Origin of the sequence: Cellulomonas denverensis (assembly GCF_012396125.1) — a bacterium.
GTDB classification, from domain to species: domain Bacteria; phylum Actinomycetota; class Actinomycetes; order Actinomycetales; family Cellulomonadaceae; genus Cellulomonas; species Cellulomonas denverensis.
Genome location: NZ_JAAXOX010000015.1, coordinates 1 through 19,614 on the forward strand (window position 1 = coordinate 1; position 19,614 = coordinate 19,614).

Sequence of the window (19,614 nt, forward strand, 5' to 3'; positions counted from 1 at the left end):
CGGGAGCCGGGAGCCGGGAGCCGGGAGCCGGGAGCCGGGAGCCGGGAGCCGGGAGCCGGGAGCCGGGAGCCGGGAGCCGGGAGCCGGGAGCCGGGAGCCGGGAGCCGGGAGCCGGGAGCCGGGAGCCGGGAGCCCACCGGTCACGCCGGTTCCTCTCGGCGATAGCTTGCGTCGGCCGGGATCGGAATCCGGGTCCGCGCGGTTGGCAATGCATCCGACCATCCCCGGCGTAGGTCGCGTGTCTCCGCAACCGTGCCCCGCATCGAGGCGAGGCACATCGGCTCGCGGCACCGACCCTCGTCCGTCCCTGGCTAGCCGACCACTCGATCCGCCGGGTTGGGCCTCGCACCGGCGCGGGTCTGCGGGACGTGGGCGGGTCGCCAGCGCTGACCGCCCTGACGCAGACAGGAAGGGCAGAGTGGCGCCGTCGGGGGCTGGTGATGTTCAGGGGACGCAGGTCGCGACGGTAGCTCCGGGAACTGGGCGATCGGCTCGGCGCGCACGACAGGGTGGAATCGGTCTGATCACGTCTCGTGCCGTCAGTGGCCTGTCACCGAGCAGGAGTTGATCTCGGCCGCTCTGTTCGTGAACGGGTCGCCACCGCCAGGGCTGGTGAGACTCCGCGATGGCGGCAGGTTCGCCGAGCGGGGGCGGGCGCCCACCACCGGCCTCGATACCGTCGTTCCGGGATCGGGATCGGGATCGGGATCGGGATCGGGATCGGGATCGGGATCGGGATCGGGATCGGGATCGGGATCGGGATCGGGATCGGATCGGGACCGAATCGGGACCGAATCGGGACCGGGATCGGATCGGGATCGAATCGGGACCGGATCTGCGGAGCGGGTGGCGAGCTGTGCAGGTCTGCATGACGAGGGCGGTCTCGCGCCCGGTGAACGCTCCGGACGTGCGTTCTGGTCGTCTTGATGGCTCCGAGCGGCGGCGTCTGGACTGCGGGCAGACAAGGCACGCGTCGCTGATGCCCTGTGTCTCCGACCGGCCTAGACGGACCCGCTCGGCCCGGACTGCCCTGGAATTGGCCCGCGCCGAAGTCGCAAGGGGAGGGTCCTGCGGGTTGGTAGCGCTCGTTTCGGAGCTGAGTGCCACGTCTGCGAGTCGCCGCCTCGGGACCTGGGCTTGGGTGCTCGGCCGGCGCTCGGAGAATCCGCGTTCTGAGCCGCAGTGATCAGTGGATTGTGTCGGAGAGTGTGAGCTCAGACGGTCAATCGAGGGCTTCGTTTCACGTGGAACCGCCGCATCGACATCAGCGTCGATGGATCTGCCCGCCAGAGGGGTGACCCATGTTCGGGGCGAGCCATGTTCCACGTGGAACGAACATCCGGTGTGGCGGTACCGCGACGGTCGACCGTCGCTGGAGGCCTATCGAGGAAGGAGTCGTCGGTATCGGCCTTGGCCTCGACGCGGATGCCGTAGCCGCCGCTGTCGGCGGAATTGCTGTGCTGGCGCGAGCGGAACCGCGGGTAGCGCGCAGCGGACGACGCTACGCGCGGCCATCCGGGCGTGGGGATGTCGGGCCGCCGACGAGGGCTGGTTTCACGTGAACGCGTAGCTAAGGGTCCAGATCTGCGACGGAACGCGCCGACGCTGAGCGCCCGGGCGCGATGCCAGCGCGATGTGGGCCGGCCCGGTCGGCACGGAACTCGGCACGGCCGCTGACCGCGCGGACGTGGGAGGTGCACCTAGGTGGCACTGCACCGAGAGTCCGGACAGCACAAGACGCCGCCGCAATTGGCGACCCATACCGAGTCACGGTGAGCGGGCGGGGCGGAGTGCGGGTCACGCATCTGAGCGCGGGTGCGGTGGCGAGAGGGCAGAAGCGGCCCTCGGCCCGACAGTCGTGGTTCCACGCGAAACGGTCGGAGGTGCCAGACAAGCGATGATCGCCGAACCCGGAGACAGGCCGACGTCGCCCGGACGAACACGGTGGGGTGCCTTCGCGCGTCCTGACGTTGACGAGGGCCGCGCAACACGCTCGCGACACGGGAATCGCCCCCGGGCAAGAGCCGGACCACCGCGCCAGCTACCGCCGACCACATCCGCTGCGCGCGACGTGCTCGCCGCACACCGCGCGCAGCGCGCTGGCCGCACAACGGGTGCAACACGATGTCTGTTTCACGTGGAACCACGCGGATGTCGTCCTTGCTCGGGGGAGGAGGCCCCGATGTGGCGACAAGGAACGCGCGCCCATGCGCGCCGTCCGCTGTGGCGCAGCCCGTCGTGCTGCGCCGGGAGACTGGGACACTCACCCAAGTGCCGGGCGGGCTGTCGAGCCATGATCGAGGGTGTGCACCTCCGCGCAGATCGCTCGTCCGTCCCCCGATGACGCCTGGATCCGTTGCGACGCGCTCCGTCTGACGGTCCCGCGGGGTACCGTTGTCTCCTGTCCGCTCGTGCGATCGCCGGCCGATCCGGGCGGACCCGCCACGGCTACGAGAGCAGGAGTCCTCTGTGCGTCCGCACCACACCTCAGACCGCTCAGCTGCGGGGCGATCGACTGCGGACGAAGTGCCGAATCAGCCCGAACTGGACCCGTTGTCGGGTGACGACCGGCTTCCGGAGCTGTTCGGGAGTGCCTGGTCGACGGTTCTCGGGTTCCACGATCTGTTGGCCGACCAGGGAGTGTTGCGTGGGCTCGTCGGTCCGCGTGAGTTGAGCCGGTTGTGGGAGCGACACCTGGTGAACTCGGCGGCGGTGGTGCCGTTTTTGCCGGAATCCGGTCAGATCGTCGACGTGGGTTCCGGTGCGGGACTGCCGGGTGTGGTGATCGCGGCGATGCGGCCGGCGGCCGAGGTCGTGCTGCTGGAGCCGATGGAGCGCCGCACGGAGTGGCTGTCCGAGGTGGTGACGGAGCTGGGGCTGACGAATGCCCGGGTGCTGCGGGGCCGGGCAGAGGACCAGGTCGGTCTGCTGCACGCCGACGCGGTGACGGCCCGGGCGGTCGCGGCGCTGGCGAAGCTGTACCCGTGGACGCTGCCGCTGCTGCGAGTGGGCGGCGAGTTGGTCGCGCTGAAGGGCGGACGTGCCGCGGATGAGGCCGAGGCCGGCCGCGAGGTGATGGCCACGTACGGCGGGGGAGAGGTCCGGATCGAGACCGCTCCGACCCTGGACGGACTGGACCCGACGACGGTGGTCGTGGTCCGCAAGGACTCCGAGGGATCGGCGCCGCCCCGCGCGAGCTCCGTTCCACGTGAAACAACCGGTGGTCGCCGTGGGCGACGCACCGCGAAGAAGGGATCGCGCCGGTGACCTCCGACTCGAACTGGACTGCGCCCCGGACGGGTGATGACGAGGAGCGGCGCGCTGCGATCGTCGCCTCACTTCCCCCGGCGGACGAGGACACCCCGCTACTCGCCGAACTGCGGATCGACGCGAGCCGGCGGATCCAGCTGAGCGGGCGGGCGTTCCCGCGACCCGAACACACCCGGATCCTCACCGTCGCGAACCAGAAGGGCGGCGTGGGCAAGACCACCACCACGGTGAATCTCGCCGCCGCGCTGGCCAAGTCCGGGCTGAACGTGCTGGTGATCGACAACGACCCGCAGGGCAACGCCTCGACCGCGCTCGGGGTCGACCACCGGGCCGGAGTGCCCTCGGTGTACGACATCCTGGTCGACGGTGCGCCGATGTCCGGGACCGTCACGCCGGCCGCCGGGATCGACAACCTGTGGTGCGTGCCCGCCACGATCGATCTGTCCGGTGCCGAGATCGAACTCGTGTCAATGGTGGCGCGGGAGACCCGGCTGCGGAACGCGCTGCACGCCTACCTCAAGGAACGGGTCGAACGCGGGGAGTCGCGGATCGACTACGTGCTGGTGGACTGCCCACCGAGCCTGGGCCTGCTGACCGTGAACGCCTTCGTGGTCGCGGACGAGGTGCTGATCCCGATCCAGTGCGAGTACTACGCGCTGGAAGGGCTGAGTCAGCTGCTGAAGTCGATCGAGCTGATCCAGGCGCACCTGAACCCGACGCTGCACCTGTCCACGATCCTGCTGACGATGTACGACGGCCGGACCAACCTGGCGCAGCAGGTGGCCCAGGAGGTGCGCGAGCATTTCCCGGCGGAGACCCTGTCGGCGACGATCCCGCGGTCGGTGCGGGTGTCGGAGGCGCCGTCCTACGGCCAGACCGTGATGACCTACGATCCGACGTCGAGCGGCGCGCTGGCGTATCTGGATGCCGCGCGTGAACTCGCCGACCGGGGTGTCTCCGGCGCGGCGCAGAAGGAGGGCGAGTGAGCGAGAAGCGACGGGGTCTGGGTCGGGGCCTGGGGGCACTGATCCCCACCGCCGACACCCGGCCCGACGGTTCGACCCGTCCGGTCGACGTGTTCTTCCCGGACCGCTCGGCCGAGCGTCCGGCGCAGGAGGACTCGGCGGCTCCGGAGGCCCACAACGCGTCCGGCGAGGACGTTTCCGCAGGTCAGGGGCTTGTTCCGGTGCCCGGCGCGAGCTTCGCGACCCTGCCGGTCGCGGCGATCCGGCCGAACCCGCGCCAGCCCCGCACGGTGTTCGACGAGGACGCGCTGGCCGAGCTGGTCGGGTCGATCCAGGAAGTCGGCGTGCTGCAGCCGGTCGTCGTCCGCCCCGCCGGGGAGGGCTACGAGCTGATCATGGGTGAGCGCCGGTGGCGTGCGACCCAGGAGGCCGGCCTGGACTCGATCCCCGCGATCATCCGGGAGACCGACGAGGGCGACCTGCTCCGGGACGCGCTGCTGGAGAACCTGCACCGCTCCCAGCTCAACCCGCTGGAGGAGGCGGCTGCCTACCAGCAGCTGCTGGACGACTTCGGCTGCACCCACGAGGAGCTGGCCGGCCGGATCCACCGGTCCCGGCCGCAGATCTCCAACACGCTGCGCCTGCTGCGCCTGCCGCCCCTGGTGCAGCGCCGGGTCGCCGCCGGTGTGCTGTCCGCCGGTCACGCCCGGGCGCTGCTGGGGCTCAGTGACGGGGCCGCGATCGAGCGGCTCGCGCAGCGGATCGTCGCCGAAGGGCTGTCGGTCCGCGCAGTCGAGGAGATCGTCGCCCTGGGTGCCGAGGACGGGACCGGCAAGCGCAAGCGCGCGCCCCGCGCCGGGATCCGGAACGAGGCGCTGGACGACCTCGCGAGCCGGCTGTCCGACCGGTTCGAGACCCGGGTGAAGGTCGACCTGGGCAAGAACCGCGGCAAGCTGACCGTCGAGTTCGCCTCGGTGCAGGACCTCAACCGCATCCTGTCCAGCCTGGCGCCGGACGACCCGGGGATCTTCAAGGGCTGACGCCGCCGCCGGAAGGGCTGACGCCGCCGCCGGTCAGTCGCCGAGCGCGCCCTCGACCACCCGCCGGTACAGGGTCGGCAGGTCGTAGCCACCGGCCTCGGCGGCCTGCGGGAACAGCGACGTCTCCGTCATACCCGGAGCGACGTTGACCTCCAGGAACCAGGGCCGGCCCTGCTCGTCGACGATCAGGTCGGTGCGGGACAGGTGCCGGAGGCCGAGCACCTGGTGGGCGGCGACGGCGACCTCGGCGGCACGCTCCGCGAGCTCCGGGGCCAGCCGGGCGGGGGAGAAGTACTCGGTGCGACCGGGGTTGTACCGGGCGTCGTAGTCGTAGGGACCGTCGGTGACGACCTCGACGCCGGGCAGCGCGACCGGTTCGCCGTCCAGCTCGACCACGCTGACCGCGACCTCGGTGCCGATGACGGCCTGCTCGATCAGCGCGGTGTCCGAGTAGGCGAAGCAGGCGACCATGGCCCGGGGCAGGTCGTCGGCGGAGTGCACCAGCGTGACACCGAGCGCCGATCCACCGCGCGAGGGCTTCACCACCAGCGGCAGCCCGAGCTTGCCCACCACGGCGTCCAGGATCCGGTTGGCGCCGAGCTCGCGGAACAGCGACTGCGGCAGGGTGACGAAGTCGGGGGTGGCGATCCCGGCGCGGGTGACGGTGGTCTTGGCGATCGGCTTCGACCAGGCGATCCGGCTGGCGCGCGGGCCGGTGCCGACACTGCGCAGGTCGAGCAGTGCGAGCACGTCCCGGACCGAACCGTCCTCGCCGGAGGCGCCGTGCAGCAGCGGCCAGACCAGGTCGGGACGGGTCTCGGTGAGCGCGGGCACCAGGTCGGCGTCGACATCGTGCACCGAGACGTCCACACCGGCAGTGCGCAGGGCGTCGGCGACGCGGCGGCCGGAGCGGATCGACACATCACGCTCGTGGGACAGGCCCCCGGCGAGGACGACGACGCGCGGGCTGTCAGGGAGTGCGGGGGGCACTGGTTCCTCCGGGAACGGTGGGCAGACGTCGGTGTTCAGCCTAGTCAGGGGTGCGGAGCGACGGCGGGCGCGCAGGGGTTCCGGCGCGCCCGCCGCCGGTCATGCGAGGTCGGGGCCGGGCGCCTGGACGCTGTCGCCGGGTGCGCCGCCACCGGTGCCGAACAGCGAGACCAGCTCGCTCTCGCCCTGGACGACACCGGCGAGGCGACGGACGCCCTCGCGGATACGCTCCGGGGTCGGGTAGCAGAACGACAGCCGGACGTGGTCGGTGCCCTGTCCGTCGAAGTAGAACGCGGTGCCGGGGACATAGGCCACCCGGGCGGTCACCGCGCGGGGCAGCATCGCCTTGGCGTCGAGTCCGTCCGGCAGCTTCACCCAGGTGTAGAACCCGCCGTCCGGCACGGTCCAGGTGGCGTCCGGCAGGTGCTCGGCCAGCGCGCCGATCATGGCGTCGCGGCGTTCGCGGTACAGCTCCCGGAACTGCTTGACCTGGCCACGCCAGTCGCAGGTCTCCAGGTAGGCGCTGATCGCCAGCTGCGAGGCATTGGACGGGCAGAGGATCGCCGACTCGCTGGCCAGGACCAGCTTCTCCCGGACCGCGTGCGGGGCGACCGCCCAGCCGACCCGGTAGCCCGGCGCGAAGGTCTTGGAGAACGATCCGAGGTAGATCACCCCGTCCTCGTCCATCGAGCGCATGGCCGGCAGCGGGTCGCCCTCGAAGCCGAGCAGGCCGTAGGGGTTGTCCTCCAGCACCAGCACGTCGTAGCGGGCGCAGATCTCCAGGATCCGCGGCCGGCGCTCGGCGGACAGCGTGACCCCGGCCGGGTTGTGGAAGTTCGGCACCGTATACAGGAACTTGACCCGGCGCCCCTGGCGGGCGAGATCGGCGAGGGTGGCCTCCAGCGCCTCCGGGACCAGGCCGTCGGCGTCCAGCGGGACGTGCACCACGTCGGCCTGGTACGCCCGGAACACCCCGAGCGCGCCGACGTAGGAGGGTGCCTCGGCGACGATGACGTCACCCGGGTCGATGAACAGCCGGGTCACCAGGTCGAGCGCCTGCTGCGAACCGGTGGTCACCACCACGTCGTCCGGGTGTGCCTGGATGCCCTCCAGCCGCATCACCTCGAGGATCTGCTCGCGCAGGCCCTCGTCGCCCTGGCCGGAGCCGTACTGCAGGGCGACGGCGCCGCGGGTGGCGACCACCCGCTGGCTGAGCTCGGACAGGACATCCATCGGCAGCACGTCGAGGCACGGCATCCCGCCGGCCAGCGACACCACCTCGGGGCGGTTGGCGACGGCGAACAGGGCGCGGATCTCGGAGGCGCGCATCCCGCGCGTGCGGTCGGCGTAGGAGCCGATCCACCGGTCGAGTCGCGTGCCGTTGGCGGCTGAGGTCGGGAGGGGGCCCGACGTCTGCTCGCCGGGCCGCGATTCTGCGGTCATTCCCCGAGTGTGGCACGGACGGTCAACCCACCGGGGCGGCGTCCACCGTCGGCGCGCCGGATGTTCACCGGTCCACCGCGTGGGACGGCCGGCTCAGAGCGTGGCGGCCTCGGTCAGTGCGGCGTCGAACTCGGCGGCGTACTCGAGCTTGGTGCGGGCGCCCGGGATGGTGCGCAGCAGCTCCCCGTCGTGGAAGACGTACAGGGTGGGGATGGAGACGATCCCGTACCGGCGGACCAGGTCGGCCTCGGCCTCGGTGTCGACGGTGACCACCCGCAGCCGGCCCTGGTAGCTGCGGGCGAGCTCGTCCAGCACGGGGCGGACCGCCCGGCACGGGGCGCACCAGTCGGCCCCGAAGTCGACCGCCACCGGCAGCCCGGAACCCAGCACCTCGGTGTCGAAGGTGCTCTCCGTGACTGCCGGCAGCGTCATCGTGCTCAGCCCTCGGCGAGGGCCCCGGCGACCTCGGCCCGCTCGGCGTCGGCCTCGGTGACGTCGTCACCCAGGCTCTCCACCGCGGCCGGGATCTGGTCCGGGGAGGCCGGGTCGGCATCGGCCAGCGCGGCCAGGTAGTGCTGGGCGTCCAGCGCGGCGGCGCAGCCCGAACCGGCGGCGGTGATCGCCTGCCGGTAGGTGTGGTCCACCGCGTCACCGCAGGCGAACACCCCGGGCAGGTTGGTCCGGGTGGAGCGGCCCTCGACCAGGATGTAGCCGTTCTCGTCCAGGTCCACCTGGCCGTGCAGCAGCTCGGTGCGCGGCACGTGGCCGATCGCCACGAACACGCCGGTCGCGCCGTGCTCGCGCTCCTCGCCGGTGACCGTGTCGCGCAGCGTGACGCTGGTGACCTTGTCCGTGCCGTGGATGGCGACGACCTCGGAGTTCCAGGCGAACGAGATCTTCGGGTCGTTCTTGGCCCGGTCGGCCATGATCTTGGAGGCGCGCAGCTCGTCGCGGCGGTGCACGATCGTCACCGACTTGCCGAACCGGGTCAGGAAGGTCGCCTCCTCGACGGCCGAATCGCCGCCGCCGATCACGATGATGTCCTGGTCCCGGAAGAAGAAGCCGTCGCAGGTCGCACACCAGGAGACGCCGCGACCGGACAGCCGCTGCTCGTCGTCCAGGCCGAGCTGGCGGTAGGCCGACCCGGTGGCCAGGATCACCGCGCGGGCCTGCACGACATCGCCGCCGGCGGTGGTGACGGTCTTCACCGGACCCTCGAGCTGGACCTCGGTCGCGTCGTCCCAGACCACCTCGGCGCCGAACTTCTCCGCCTGCTGCTGCATCGCCTCCATCAGGTCCGGACCCATGACGCCGGTCGGGAAGCCGGGGAAGTTCTCCACCTCGGTGGTGTTCATCAGGGCGCCACCGGCGGTGACGGACCCGGCGATCACCAGCGGCGCCAGACCCGCGCGGGCCGCGTACACGGCGGCGGTGTAGCCGGCGGGGCCGGAGCCGACGATGACGATGTCGCGGATGGGGGTCTCGGTCACGGGACTACCTCTCGGGGGGACGTGCTGGAAAGACGTGGGGAGAACAGCGCGCGGCGGCCGGGTGTTCCCGGGTTCAGCCGACCGACAGCTCGGAGATCTCGATCCGGTTCTTGCCGTCCGGGGTCTGCGCCAGGGCGGTGAACCACAGCACGATGTTCTGGGTCTCGGTCGGCTGGCTCAGGGTCAGCACGGTGTGCCCGTTCAGCGGGCCGGAGGCCAGGATGTCCCCGGCGGTCGGGTTGGCGGCGTCGGTGGCCCGGACCTCGACGTTGCCGCCGGAGCCGTTGACCTCCAGGATCACCTCGTTCACCGTCGCGGGCTCGGCCAGGGTGATCGCGATCCCGACCGCGTCCTTGAACCCGGCGAAGTCCGGCCGGTTGTAGGTGTGGGTGTACCAGGCGGTGTTCGGGTCGCCGTCGTTGATCCGGCCGATCAGCTCTTCCTTCTCACCGTTGTCGTCCGAGGGATCGATCGTGGTGATCCCGGCGATCACCGGTGCGACGACCGGCGCGGCGGGCTGCTCTTCCTCCGCGGGCGGGGCGCTCGCGTCCTCACTCGGCGCGGCGGTGGGCTGCGCAGTGACCGCGGTGCCGGCGGTGTCGTCCCGGCCGGCACCCCACGGGCGGGTCACATTGCCGATCGCGATCACCAGGACCACGACCAGGCCGACGCCGACCAGGCCGAGCACCCACCGGGTCGGGTCGAACTGGGTCCGCGGCGCACGGGCCGGACGCTGCGACTCCGGGTCGAAGGGCAGGCCCCAGTCCGGGGTGCCCGATCCGCCGCCGGAACCACCGGCCGGGGCAGCCGCGGTGGCCGGGGCAGGGCTGGACGGCGGCGTGGCGCCGGACGACTGCCGCGGGGCAGTGGCTGGGGGGGCCTGCTGGGGCGCCGGAGTCGCCGGCGGGCTCGGCGTGGTCGCTCCCGCTGCGGTGCCGGCAGCGGGGCGGGTGGAGGTGCGCGGCGGGATCGCCGGCGGCGGGGTGCCGGGTCGCCGGGCTCCCGCACCGTCACCGGAGACGAAGGACTGCCGGACCGACTGGCGCGCCGGGGTGGCCGCGCCACCGGCATCGGCGCCCTCGGACGGGGTGGGCTTCTTCTGGTCGGTCATGGCGGAGATTCCCGTCGGAGGGGTGGAGGCCGAGGCGGTCGGCCCGTCGGAGGTCGGGGACCCGGGGCGGGTCGGCGGCTCGGACGGCGTCGCGGTGCGCGGCGCGTCCGGGGCGGGGGTGGGCTGGGCGGTCGCGGGGGCGGCGTTCCCGGGCTCGGCCGGGGCGGAGGTGCCGGAACCGGGCGTGGTGGTGTCCGGGGCCGAGGCGGCAGACGCCGACGACTGCGGGACCGGAGTCGGTCGCTCGGGGGTGGACGCCGCCGCCGTCGCACGGGGAGGGGCCACGGGGCTGCTGCCGTCCGCGGGGTCGTCGGCCTCGGCCTCGGAGCCACCGGTCCGGTTCTGGGTGGGGGTGGCCGGCGCTTCGGCGCGAGTGGCACCGTCCGGGCGCGATCCAGGGTTCGCGGCTGCGCTCGTGCCGGTGGTCGACTGATCGGCGGCGGGCGTGGAGGGCTCGGCGCCGTCGGTGGCCGGTCGCAGCGGGGCCCAGGCGACGGGCGGAGCCTCGGGTGCCGGGGCATCGGCCGAATGGCCGGCGCCGGTGGCGATCCACGGTGCGGGCTGCTCCGGCGTCGGGTCGTCGTCGCCGGGCGTGGACGTCGCGGTGTCGGGGGTGGCGATGGTGCGGCCCACCGCGCTCGGTCGTGCCGGGGCGGAGGTGGCGGGACTCGGGCCGGCGGTGTCGGCGGCGCCGGCTGCGGAGGCGCGGGCTCGGGAGACGGCTCCTGCGGCGCCAGCCTTGGCGACGTCGGCCTCGGCTCCCGCTCCGGAGGGCACGACAGCTCCGGCACCGCTCCCCGCGGCAGCGGCACCGCCGGCGACGGAGCTGGCAGCCGCAGCTCCAGCCACGGCTGCACTGCCCATTGCAGCACCAGCTACTGCAGCACCGGCCACCGGAGCGCCACCCGCCGCGCCGGCACCGCCCGCACCGGCGGGCAGCCACGACTCGGCCCTGCGTCCAGCGCCGCCCACCGACCCGGCTGCGCCCCCCGCGGCCCCGGTGGTCACCGTCGGCCACCGCCCGGCGTCCGCGGCCCGGTACAGCTCCTGCGGGTGCACCGGTCGCCACGGTTCGAGTTCGCGCACGACCTCGCCGGGGCTGTGCGGTCCGTCCTCGTGCGGGCCGAGGGTGACCGAGCAGAGCGTGTCCAGGTCGGCGGGGGTGCCGGGGACCAGGTCGCCGGGAGGGGTGTTGTCGGCGGCGGCGGGCAGGCCGGGGTCCGGGTCGGCGGGCTCGTCGCCGGGGGCGCCGGAGTGCGACCACTCGGCGAAGGTGGGCAGCGCACCGGTGGTGGTGGGAGGTGCGGGCCAGCGACCGGTGAGGCCGGCGTACAGCAGCCGGATCAGATCGATCGCGTCGCGGCGGCTGGCGGCGTGCGCCCGGGTGTCGGCGTGGCCGATCAGTGCGCCGTCGACGGCGAGGCCGCGCACGCTGACCCGGCCGGCGGGGGTGATGACGACGGCGCCGGGTCGCAGCGCGAGGTGGTGCAGTCCGCGGCGGCGGGCCTCCTCCAGGGCGGCGGCGACCTCGCCGACGATGGCGCGGACCTGGTCGGGGGCGATCGGGCCGGCCCCGGCGAGCTCGGCGAGGGTGCGGCCCTCGACCTGCTCGGTGACGACGATGCCGAGGTCGCCGTCCTGGGCGACCTGGAGGATGCGGGTCAGCCGCGGCTCGGTGACCAGGGCGGCGCGCCGGGCGGCATCCAGAGCGGCGCCGGTGCGGGGGCCGGAGATCAGGTCGACCCGGACCGGGCGGTCCAGGATGGTGTCGGTGGCGGCCCACGGTTCGGCGCCGGGCAGGTCGGGGACCAGCGGGCGGGCGAGCCGGTAGCGGCCGCCGACCGTGGCACCGGTGGCTCCGCGTCGGGCACCGGCAGGGGGCGTGCCGGGGCGCTGGTCTGCCACGCGGGTCCTCCTCACGGTGCTGGGCTCGGGTCGTGGTTGCGAGCCATGCTAGTCAGCCGGGACCGGTGCGGCGGGTCGGCGCGGCGGTGATCAGCGCTTGAGGCGGCGCAGCAGTGGGGCAACGGCGGCGCGCAGCTCGGTGGTCCGCAGCAGCACCAGGACACCGAGGTACACCACCGACATCAGCAGGCCGCCCAGCACACAGGCCAGCAGGGCGTCGCCGAAGCTGCGCACCGGGCCGAGCACGGCGAGCAGTCCCAGCCCGGCGCCGGCGGACAGCGCGGCGGCGAGCAGGGCCTTGACGTGGGTCTGCAGCACCCGGCGGCCGTCGATGCCACGCAGTCGCCGCCGGATCATCACCAGCGCGATCCCGGCACCGACCCAGTAGGACACCGCCATCGACCCGGTGGCAGCGGCGACCCAGTAGGCCTGGTCGAGCACCCACCGGCCGAGCAGGGTCCCGGCGACCACGATCACGGCCATCACGACCTGGATCGGGAACATCGACTTGGCGTCCTGGTAGGCGTAGTAGATCCGCTGGCACAACGACCACACGCCGAAGCCGGTCAGCCCGAGCACCATGGTGATGACCACCTGGGCCAGGGCGTGCACGGCCGCGTCGGGTCCGTCGACGACCAGCAACCGGCTGATCGGGTAGGCGAGCACGGCGATCCCGGTGGTGCCGAGCACGGTGAACAGCCCGACGGTGCGCATCCCGAGCGAGAGGTCGGCGCGCACGCCCGCGGTGTCCTCGGCGGCGGCCTTGGCGGACAGCCGCGTGAACAGCGCGGTGGCCAGCGACACGGTCACCAGCGAGTGCGGCAGCATGAAGATCAGGAACGCCCGGTCGTAGACCGCGTTGCCGGCCAGGTTCTCCCCGTCGACGGCGCTGGCGACCACGCTGACCGCCCACACTCCGACCTGCCCGACCAGCAGCCCGGCGAAGGTCCAGGTGGCGACCCGCCCCGCGGTGCCGAGCCCCGAGCCGCGCAGCCCCCAGCGCGGGCGGTAACGGAAGCCGCTGCGGTAGAGCGGGATCAGCAGGATCAGCGCCTGGGCGATGATGCCGAGGGTGGCCGAGCCACCGAGCACGACGGTCTGGGCGGTGGACCAGGTGTCCAGGTCGGTGGCCTGGTCGACCCCGCCGAACAGCTGGTGGAAGACCAGGATCCCGGTGATGAACACCAGGTTGTTGACCACCGGCGCCCACATGTACGGCCCGAAGGACCCCCGCGCGTTCAGCACCTGGCCGAGCAGCGAGTACAGGCCGTAGAAGAACACCTGCGGGATCGCCCAGAACGCCAGGGCGGTGGCGACCGCGGTGGTCCGCGGGTCGGGGTAGTCGGAGTAGAGCCGGACCCAGAGCGGGGCGGCCGCGGTGAGGATCAGGGTCAGCCCACCGAGGAAGACGATCCCGACGGTCAGCAGCCGGTCGACGTAGGTCTGGCCGTCCGGTCGCCGGTAGGCCCGCACCACCTGCGGCACCAGCACCGCGTTCAGCACCCCGCCCGCGATCAGCAGGTAGAGCGTGTTGGGCAGCTTGTTGGCCACCGAGAACGCGTCCGCCACGTTGGTGGTGACGCCGATCGCCCAGCCGAGCAGGGTGATGTTGAGGACACCGAAGATCCGGGACACCGCGGTGCCGGAGGCCATGATCGCCGAGGCGCGGCCGAGCCGGACGGTGGAGGCGGCGGCCTCCTCGGTCGAGGCGGTCTCCGGGTCCGGCGCGTTCTCCGGACCGGGCAGGGGGGTGGTCATGCGTCGTCCTCGGTCTTTCCGGTGGTCTCGCCGGCACCGTCGGCCAGCACCCGGGCGCCGCGCCGGGTGGTCTGCCCGCGCCGCACGGTCCGCCAGATGCCGAACACCAGCCCGGCGGCGAGCAGGGCGCCCACCACGATGGTGCCGACGCTCTCCACGGTCGGGGCGACCCGGGCGTCGAAGGTGGCCGGCATCGCGAGTTCGCGGCCGTTCTCGGCGGTGAGCGACACGTCGACGGTGACGTCACAGTTGGCGGTGGCGCGCAGGGAGAGCACCACCGGCGTCTCCGACTCGGCGCCCACCGACACCAGCGGCGAGCGCGCGGTCTCCAGGCAGCCCTTCTGCGGGCGCAACTCGATCTGCGGGCGCAACTCGACCCGGACCGTGGCGTCCTGGGCGAGCTCGTTGCGCACGGTGACGGTGATCTGGGAGGACGAACTGATCACGGTGAACTGCTCGTTCAACAGCACCGACAGGCCGCTCTGCCGCGCGGACGCCTGGTCCAGTGCGGCGCCGACCGCCTCGGCACGTCCGTCCGGGTCCGCCCGCCAGGCCACCGACAGCGGGGCGAGCACGTCGCCGTCCAGGCCGCTGAGCAGGGCCTGCGGGTCGGCGACCACGCTGGCGAACTCCTCGGCGGCCTCCCACCCGGCGGACAGCGCGTTCACCCAGGCCGGGGTCAGCTCGGCGGAGTCCCGGGCGACCTCCGGCAGCGGGGCGCGGTCACTGCCGGACACCCGGCCGGCGGCCTGCGCGGCGACCAGGTCGGTGACCGAGGTGGTCTCCACCCAGGGTGCGGACTCCAGGGCGGAGAGCTGGGCGTTGGTGGCCTCGGTGTTCGGGCTCCAGTCGCGGGGAGTGGTGATCAGGACGTAGCTGCCACCGGAGTCGTCGCCGCGGGCGATCACCGCGGTCTCGGCCAGCATGCGCTGCGCGGCGACCGCCGGGGTGCTGCCGGCCTGCACCGCGTCGGGGTCGGTCAGCAGCTCGGACAGGCCGGCGTCCGGCACCAGGGTGGTGACGCCGGAGACGGTGACCGGTGCGGAGGCGGTGTCCGGGTCGTCGGCGGGCATCGACTCGGTCCCGGCGATCAGCGCGGCACCGGCGGCGTGCCCGGCGGCCAGGTCGACCGTGGCCTGGTCGAGCTCGGGGTTCGAGCCCCAGAGCAGGCTGTCCGCGCCGTCCAGCACGGAGTCGGTGGCGGCGGCGGAGGAGTCCAGGGCCTGGCTCAGCAGGTCGGCGCTGCTGGACCGCCCGGAGTGGGCGAGCGCGGCCAGGTCGGGGTCGGCCCAGGGCAGCCGGAACACCTCGCGCCCGTCACCGGCGGCGGTCAGGGAGTCGGCCCAGGCCCGGTCGGCCCGGCTGCCGGTGGACACCTGGTCCAGCAGGGCGGGGTCGATGGCCCAGGACACCGAGTCGTGGCCGGAGGTGGCCTGCAGCAGCCGGTTCAGCCGTCCGCCGGCCGAGGTGAGCGCGTCCAGGCCGGTCTCCGCGGAGTCGTCGCCGGTGCCGCTGTCCGTGGCGTCGGTGGAATCCGTGGCGTCGGCGGTCGGTTCGGTCGGGCTCGCGGTCGGGGCGGGCGTGGGGGCTGCGTCCTCGTCCTCCTCCTCGTCGGCGGCCGGCGGGGTGACGGCCGGGCCGGTGACCGGGGTGAGCACGCTGACGTGGGTCGCGGTGACGTCCTCGTCGGAGTTCCAGAGCAGGAAGCTGCGCTCGATCCCGACCCGATCGCCGTTGTCGGAGACGTCGACGGTCAGGCCGCGCGGGCCCCAGGCGTCGGCACTGCGGGACAGCCCGATCGAGCGGGCGGGAACCGTGATCGTCACGGTCGCGGTGCCACCGGGCGGCAGCGGCTCGTCCAGGATCTCGGTGGCCGCGACGTCGCCGTACGGGCCGGTGTCGCCGCTGGCCGACCAGGTGTCGAGCTGGTCACGGGTGGAGATCCGGTACCGGTAGATCCGTACCGACGCGCGCGGGGAGGTGATCTCCTCGTCGCCGTTGTTGCGCAGGTTCACCGTGACGGTCAGGTCCTCGCCCGGGGTCAGCACCTGCGGGCTGATCGAGCTCAGGCCGACCGCGACCGGCAGATCGTCGGTGGAGGGTGCGGCGACGGCCGGGGAGGCCACCAACCCGGTGAGGACCGCCAGGGTCAGCACCGACAGCAGCAGCGCCGACCACCGGCGCCGCGGGACATCCAGCCTCATGCCTCGTCGTCGAGCACCGCGGAGGCGGCCTCGGCCAGTCGTCGCTCGTTGGGATAGGCCAACCGGGTGGGCAGCTCCGACACCGGGACCCACGCCACGTCCTCCGCCTCGCCGTCCGGATCGCCCTCGACGGTCAGCTCGCCGCCGACCGCACCGAGCAGATAGTGGTGCACCATCTTGTGCACCCGGCGGTCGTCACCGGTGAACCAGTAGTCGATCACCCCGAGCCGCCGGACGATGGTGCCGATGATGCCGGTCTCCTCGGCGATCTCCCGCACGGCCGCCTCCTCGGCGGTCTCGGTGCCCTCCAGGTGACCCTTGGGCAGGCACCACTCCAGGCGACCGGCCCGATTGCGCCGCGCGATCACCGCGGCGACGTGCACCCCGTCGGCCACCCGCACCACCAGGCCACCGGCCGAGGTCTCCTCGACCACGGGCAGGGCGCCACGGGCCCGCGCGCCGCGCGGATCGATCCGCAGCGCGTGGCCACCCGGGGGCGCGGGGACGCCGGCCGGGGGCATGGCTCGGGTCGGCTCGGGCATGCGGCCACTGTAGCCAAGGCACCTCTGGATGAACCCGGACCCCTGGATGAAGGCCCCGGTTGCCACGATCTGGCAGGCTTGGGCGTCGTGTCCGACCCCACGAACCCCGCCGCCGACGACGACACCCTCGCCACCCTGCGCAAGCGGGCACTGACGGTCATCGCCGAGCTGGCCCCCGCCGCGCTGGAACTCGGCGCCCTGTTCCGGGCGGCCGGTCACGAGCTGGCACTGGTCGGCGGACCGGTCCGGGACGCCTTCCTCGGCCGCGCCAGCGCCGACCTGGACTTCACCACCTCCGCCACCCCGGACGAGTCGGAGCGGATCCTGGCCCGCTGGGGCGACGCGCACTGGGACATCGGCCGCGAGTTCGGCACCATCGGCGCCCAGAAGCGCGCATCCGGCGACACCCCGGAGATCGTGGTCGAGGTCACCACCTACCGCACCGACGCCTACGACCCGGCGTCCCGTAAGCCCGAGGTGGTGTTCGGCGACACCCTGGACGGCGACCTGTCCCGGCGCGACTTCACCGTGAACGCGATGGCGATCCGGCTGCCCGACCTCACCTTCGTGGATCCCTTCGACGGACTGCGCGATCTGGCCCGCCGGGTGTTGCGCACCCCGGTCGACCCGCGGCAGTCCTTCGACGACGACCCGCTGCGGATGATGCGCGCCGCACGGTTCGCCGCCCAGCTCGGCTTCACCGTGGACGAGGCGGCGCTCGCGGCCGCCACCGACATGGCCGACCGGATCACCATCGTCTCCGCCGAGCGGGTCCGGGACGAGCTGGTCAAGCTGCTGATGTCGCCGAACCCGCGCGCCGGATTGCGGGTCCTGGTGGACACCGGCCTGGCCGAGCGGGTGCTGCCCGAACTGCCCGCGCTCCGGTTGGAGATCGACGAGCACCACCGGCACAAGGACGTCTACGAGCACTCGCTGACCGTCCTGGACAAGGCGATCGCGCTGGAGACCGGCCCGGACGGCCCGGTGCCCGGCCCGGATCTGGTGCTCCGGCTGGCCGCCCTGCTGCACGACATCGGCAAGCCGCCCACCCGCCGGTTCGAGTCCGGCGGCGGTGTCAGCTTCCACCACCACGAGGTGGTCGGCGCCAAGATGGCCGCCAAGCGGCTGCGGGCGCTGCACTTCGACAAGAACACGATCAAGCAGGTGTCCCGGCTGGTGGAACTGCACCTGCGGTTCCACGGCTACGGCGACGGTGCCTGGACCGACTCCGCGGTGCGCCGCTACGTCACCGACGCCGGGCCGCTGCTGGAGCGGCTGCACCGGCTGACCCGCTCGGACTGCACCACCCGCAACCAGCGCAAGGCCCGGCGGCTGTCCGAGGCCTACGACCACCTGGAGCAGCGGATCGCCGAGCTCCGGGAGCAGGAGGAGCTGGCGTCGATCCGGCCCGACCTGGACGGCACCCAGATCATGGCGATCCTGGGTATCCCGCCGGGGCGTGAGGTGGGTGCCGCCTACCAGCACCTGCTGGAGCTGCGGATGGAGCACGGGCCGCTGGGCGAGGACGCGGCGCGTGAGGCGCTGCTCGCGTGGTGGGCACAGCGCGAGGGGTGAGCCCTCAGGCCGCAGCCGGCACCGCGTTCGGCTCGGTGGCCCGGGTCCGGTAGAACACCCCGACCGCCAGGTACACCACTGCCAGCGCGGCGAACACCGGCCGTGACCACCCGGTGTCCGGCAGCGTGACCGCCCCGAGCGCCGCCGCCCCGACGAAGGCCGCGTTGTACAGCACGTCGTAGAGCGAGAACGCCCGGCCGCGGTACTCGTCGGCGGTGTCCCGCTGCACGATGGTGTCGACGGCGATCTTGGCGCCCTGGGCGGCCAGGCCGAGCAGCAGCGAACCCCCGATCACGGCGGCCCAGGCCACGGTGAAGGCGAGGACGGCCTGGGTGAGCGCGGCCAGCACCATGCAGGCGGCGATCCAGGAGTGCGGGCCGATCAGCGGGGACACGATCGGGGTGAGCACGATCGCCAGGGCGAAGCCGATGCCGGTGGCCGAGCCGATCACCCCGAAGGTGAGCAGCCCCTGCCGGCTGTCGGCGGGGTCGGAGAGCAGGTTGCGGGCGATCAGGATGCTGGCGATGAAGACCATGCCGTACAGGAAGCGGTGCACGGTCATCACGCCCAGCGCCCGGCCGGGGGTGCCGCGGCGGACCAGGTAGCGGGCGCCGTCGGCGAAGCCCTGGACGATCGTGCTCAGCTGCTGCTTGATCTGGCGGGCGTCGGCGATGGTGTCCGGGCCGAGCCGGTCGGCGCCGATCCGCCCCGCCAGCATCGAGGCAGCGGTCATCACGGCGGCGGCCAGCAGCAGGATCACGAAGTCGCGGACCGTGGTCTGGGGCAGGATCAGGCCCAGCCCGAGGCCGATGCCGGTGCCCAGCCCGTTGCACAGGGTGCCGAGGGTGGGGGTGATCGAGTTGGCGGTCAGCAGCAGCTCCCCGGCGACCACCCGCGGCTGGGAGGCGGACATCGCGGCCAGCAGGAACCGGTTCACCGACAGCGTGACCAGCGCGAGGACGTAGACCACCGGACTCACCCCGGTGGTCAGGATGATCAGGCCGATCACCACCGAGAGCACCGCCCGGACCAGGTTGCCGACCAGCAGCACCTGCCGTCGCCGCCAGCGGTCCAGGAAGACCCCGGCCCACGGCCCGACCAGGGTGAACGGCAGCAGCAGGACGGCGAAGGCGGCGGCCACCCCGGTGGCGGTGGTGGCGTTCTCCGGGGAGAAGAAGAACAGGGTGGCCAGCCCGGCCTGGAACAGGCCGTCGGAGCACTGGCTGGTCAGGCGGACGACCAGCAGCTTCCGGAAGTCCACCAGGGGCCAGAGCTGCTTCAGATCGGAGACCACCTGCACGGCGGTCAGGGTATCGGCTGA

13 protein-coding genes are annotated in these 19,614 nt (G+C 73.1%); 4 read left to right on the forward strand and 9 right to left on the reverse strand.

The window, feature by feature from the left end; translation table 11 throughout:
• The first annotated feature begins 2,640 nt into the window (after positions 1–2,640).
• The 3 genes from rsmG to HGA03_RS17275 are packed head-to-tail and all read left to right on the forward strand — an operon-like array spanning position 2,641 to position 5,275.
• Positions 2,641–3,267 carry a 16S rRNA (guanine(527)-N(7))-methyltransferase RsmG gene (gene rsmG / locus HGA03_RS17265; RefSeq protein ID WP_239073697.1) on the forward strand — a complete coding sequence of 209 codons (627 nt, stop codon included), beginning with the start codon at positions 2,641–2,643 and terminating at the stop codon, positions 3,265–3,267.
• Positions 3,264–4,256, forward strand: coding sequence for a ParA family protein (locus HGA03_RS17270; RefSeq protein WP_373307708.1), 993 nt, complete (start codon positions 3,264–3,266; stop codon positions 4,254–4,256). Before rsmG ends, HGA03_RS17270 begins: the two co-directional genes overlap by 4 nt.
• Positions 4,253–5,275, forward strand: coding sequence for a ParB/RepB/Spo0J family partition protein (locus tag HGA03_RS17275; RefSeq protein ID WP_168631536.1), 1,023 nt, complete (start codon positions 4,253–4,255; stop codon positions 5,273–5,275). The genes HGA03_RS17270 and HGA03_RS17275 overlap by 4 nt, the downstream gene beginning before the upstream one ends.
• Positions 5,276–5,308: 33 nt before the next feature.
• On the opposite strand, the gene HGA03_RS17280 is transcribed toward HGA03_RS17275, so the two are convergent.
• The 8 genes from HGA03_RS17280 to HGA03_RS17315 form a co-directional block, all read right to left on the reverse strand.
• The gene (locus HGA03_RS17280; RefSeq protein WP_168631537.1) at positions 5,309–6,265 is read right to left on the reverse strand and encodes a D-alanine--D-alanine ligase family protein; all 957 of its coding nucleotides are present in this window, start codon (positions 6,263–6,265) and stop codon (positions 5,309–5,311) included.
• A gap of 99 nt (positions 6,266–6,364) precedes the next feature.
• Complete coding sequence (locus HGA03_RS17285; protein WP_168631538.1) at positions 6,365–7,708, reverse strand: aminotransferase-like domain-containing protein; 1,344 nt, start codon at positions 7,706–7,708, stop codon at positions 6,365–6,367.
• Positions 7,709–7,801: 93 nt separating this feature from the next.
• Complete coding sequence (locus HGA03_RS17290) at positions 7,802–8,140, reverse strand: thioredoxin family protein (RefSeq protein ID WP_168631539.1); 339 nt, start codon at positions 8,138–8,140, stop codon at positions 7,802–7,804.
• Positions 8,141–8,145: 5 nt separating this feature from the next.
• A complete protein-coding gene (gene trxB / locus HGA03_RS17295; RefSeq protein WP_168631540.1) occupies positions 8,146–9,198 on the reverse strand; it encodes a thioredoxin-disulfide reductase in 1,053 nt (350 codons plus the stop codon).
• A gap of 73 nt (positions 9,199–9,271) precedes the next feature.
• Entirely contained in the window at positions 9,272–12,214 is a 2,943-nt protein-coding gene (locus tag HGA03_RS17300) for a protein kinase family protein (RefSeq protein ID WP_168631541.1), read from the reverse strand.
• Between the two features lie 90 nt (positions 12,215–12,304).
• Positions 12,305–13,972: a murein biosynthesis integral membrane protein MurJ gene (murJ, locus tag HGA03_RS17305; RefSeq protein WP_168631542.1), complete on the reverse strand. Its 1,668-nt coding sequence runs from the start codon at positions 13,970–13,972 to the stop codon at positions 12,305–12,307.
• Positions 13,969–16,176 (reverse strand): DUF6049 family protein, encoded by a 2,208-nt coding sequence (locus HGA03_RS17310; RefSeq protein ID WP_168631543.1) that lies wholly within the window; start codon positions 16,174–16,176, stop codon positions 13,969–13,971. Before HGA03_RS17310 ends, murJ begins: the two co-directional genes overlap by 4 nt.
• Positions 16,173–16,718 (reverse strand): NUDIX hydrolase, encoded by a 546-nt coding sequence (locus HGA03_RS17315; protein ID WP_168631544.1) that lies wholly within the window; start codon positions 16,716–16,718, stop codon positions 16,173–16,175. The genes HGA03_RS17310 and HGA03_RS17315 overlap by 4 nt, the downstream gene beginning before the upstream one ends.
• A gap of 87 nt (positions 16,719–16,805) precedes the next feature.
• On the opposite strand from HGA03_RS17315, the gene HGA03_RS17320 reads away from it, so the two are divergent.
• Positions 16,806–18,293: a CCA tRNA nucleotidyltransferase gene (locus HGA03_RS17320; RefSeq protein ID WP_203767635.1), complete on the forward strand. Its 1,488-nt coding sequence runs from the start codon at positions 16,806–16,808 to the stop codon at positions 18,291–18,293.
• A gap of 4 nt (positions 18,294–18,297) precedes the next feature.
• Here HGA03_RS17320 and HGA03_RS17325 read toward each other — a convergent pair whose 3' ends face one another.
• Positions 18,298–19,587, reverse strand: coding sequence for an MFS transporter (locus HGA03_RS17325; protein WP_239073694.1), 1,290 nt, complete (start codon positions 19,585–19,587; stop codon positions 18,298–18,300).
• Positions 19,588–19,614 lie beyond the last annotated feature (27 nt).

What these genes read in the sequence shown, in the direction of transcription:
- HGA03_RS17285 (WP_168631538.1), bottom strand. Translation starts at nt 7,708, where the DNA reads ATGACCGCAGAATCGCGGCCCGGCGAGCAGACGTCGGGCCCCCTCCCG.
- HGA03_RS17310 (WP_168631543.1), bottom strand. Translation starts at nt 16,176, where the DNA reads ATGAGGCTGGATGTCCCGCGGCGCCGGTGGTCGGCGCTGCTGCTGTCG.
- HGA03_RS17290 (WP_168631539.1), bottom strand. Translation starts at nt 8,140, where the DNA reads ATGACGCTGCCGGCAGTCACGGAGAGCACCTTCGACACCGAGGTGCTG.
- HGA03_RS17315 (WP_168631544.1), bottom strand. Translation starts at nt 16,718, where the DNA reads ATGCCCGAGCCGACCCGAGCCATGCCCCCGGCCGGCGTCCCCGCGCCC.
- murJ (WP_168631542.1), bottom strand. Translation starts at nt 13,972, where the DNA reads ATGACCACCCCCCTGCCCGGTCCGGAGAACGCGCCGGACCCGGAGACC.